Origin of the sequence: Legionella tunisiensis, assembly GCF_000308315.1 — a bacterium.
Lineage (GTDB): Bacteria > Pseudomonadota > Gammaproteobacteria > Legionellales > Legionellaceae > Tatlockia > Tatlockia tunisiensis.
Genome location: NZ_CALJ01000090.1, coordinates 1 through 1,651, shown reverse-complemented (window position 1 = coordinate 1,651; position 1,651 = coordinate 1). Strand labels below are relative to the sequence as shown.

Sequence of the window (1,651 nt, the reverse complement as noted above, 5' to 3'; positions counted from 1 at the left end):
AAGATAAGTAACAAGATCCCCAGTGATCTCGTTGGGATTAACAAAATCAGTCATACCCATTTTTTTGCTAAACTCTGGCGCTGAGGATTAATATCCACACCAATAATCTGGTTGGCACCTACCATACGAGCTGCCTGAATCACATTCAACCCTATTCCCCCTAAACCAAATACAACAACTGTGGAGCCAGGTTGAACTTTTGCTGTATAAATCACGGCACCAATGCCCGTGGTTACACCACAACCGATATAACATACTTTTTCAAAAGGTGCATCGTTACGAATTTTTGCCACCGCGATTTCGGGCAACACCGTATAATTAGCAAACGTTGAAGTACCCATATAATGAAAAAGTGGTTTACCATTGAGACTAAAACGAGAACTACCATCGGGCATTAAACCCTGTCCCTGCGTAGTACGAATGGCCTGACAAAGATTTGTTTTCTGAGACAGACAATAAGCACATTGCCGACATTCAGGGGTATAAAGAGGAATGACATGATCACCAGGCTTGACTGAACTGACACCGGCTCCCACATCAACAACAATACCTGCACCTTCATGGCCAAGAATCACTGGAAAAATTCCTTCTGCATCTTGCCCTGATAGGGTAAACGCATCCGTGTGGCATACGCCAGTCGCTTTTATTTCAACAAGCACTTCACCTTGTTTAGGCCCTTCTAAATCGACCATCTCAACTGTCAAAGGCTTGCCTGCCTGAAACGCTACAGCGGCTTTTACTCGCATCAAGAAATCCCTCCCTGAAAATCCAATGATCCAATTTCTTATTAACCGAATGAATTGTTAAAATTATGGTTTTTTATCCAATTTTAATCCCTGCAGTTATCAAAAAAGCATTAAGCACTTTATTTTCAATCGAGTATACTTAAATTACCAAACACTATATATATGCAACACAATATGGATCTAAATCAAATTCGTGCATTTGTTGCTGCTGCTGATTTCCGCTCCTTTACCTTAGCAGCCGATTACTTATATATCACTCAATCGGCAATGAGTAAGCGTATTGCTGCTCTTGAATCAGAAATTAAGACCTCTTTATTCATTAGAGAACATAACCGCTTAATTCTAACCGAGACAGGAAAGATTTTCTTACCTTATGCCATCGAAGTGTTGCAAACTATCCAATCAGGCATATCGTCCATTAATCATTTTATTGATAAACAAAAAATCCATTAAGAATTGGAGTAGATTTTCTGATCGGTAGTTGGATGTTACCCGATTTTCTCGCTTCTTTTAGTCATGAACATCAAGACACAGAATTTTCCGTCAGTTACTTGTCACCACTGATGAGTTTCCGCGCCTTACGCAATCGTGAAATCGAAATTTGCCTTAATTGCATTAGCGACAAAATCGCCCATGAATTTGAATTAATTCCTCTTTTATGCTTCCTTATGTTATCAAGGTAGCTCGTAACCACCCTTTAGCTAAGAAAAAATCCGGCACTAGCAACTATTCTGGAGTATCCAGGGATTGTTATGCCTAAATATGCGCCTCCACGCCAAACGTTAGAGAATTTTTATTCAGGAAAAATCTTATATTACTTGCGCAGCATGAAGCAGAACCTATTTTTGCACTGTTAAAACTCGCCAAATTAAATTTAGGTTGGTGTTTTATACCCAAAAATGTCA

The 1,651-nt window shown here is 39.5% G+C and carries 2 protein-coding genes; one reads left to right on the top strand and one right to left on the bottom strand.

Going from position 1 to position 1,651, the window contains the following annotated elements; genetic code table 11:
* Positions 1–50 precede the first annotated feature (50 nt).
* A complete protein-coding gene (locus BN58_RS22880; protein ID WP_019216195.1) occupies positions 51–746 on the bottom strand; it encodes an alcohol dehydrogenase catalytic domain-containing protein in 696 nt (231 codons plus the stop codon).
* Positions 747–920: 174 nt separating this feature from the next.
* On the opposite strand from BN58_RS22880, the gene BN58_RS06845 reads away from it, so the two are divergent.
* Positions 921–1,199: a LysR family transcriptional regulator gene (locus BN58_RS06845; protein WP_019216194.1), complete on the top strand. Its 279-nt coding sequence runs from the start codon at positions 921–923 to the stop codon at positions 1,197–1,199.
* The last annotated feature ends 452 nt before the right edge of the window (positions 1,200–1,651 follow it).

What these genes read in the sequence shown, in the direction of transcription:
- BN58_RS22880 (WP_019216195.1), bottom strand. Translation starts at nt 746, where the DNA reads ATGCGAGTAAAAGCCGCTGTAGCGTTTCAGGCAGGCAAGCCTTTGACA.
- BN58_RS06845 (WP_019216194.1), top strand. Translation starts at nt 921, where the DNA reads ATGGATCTAAATCAAATTCGTGCATTTGTTGCTGCTGCTGATTTCCGC.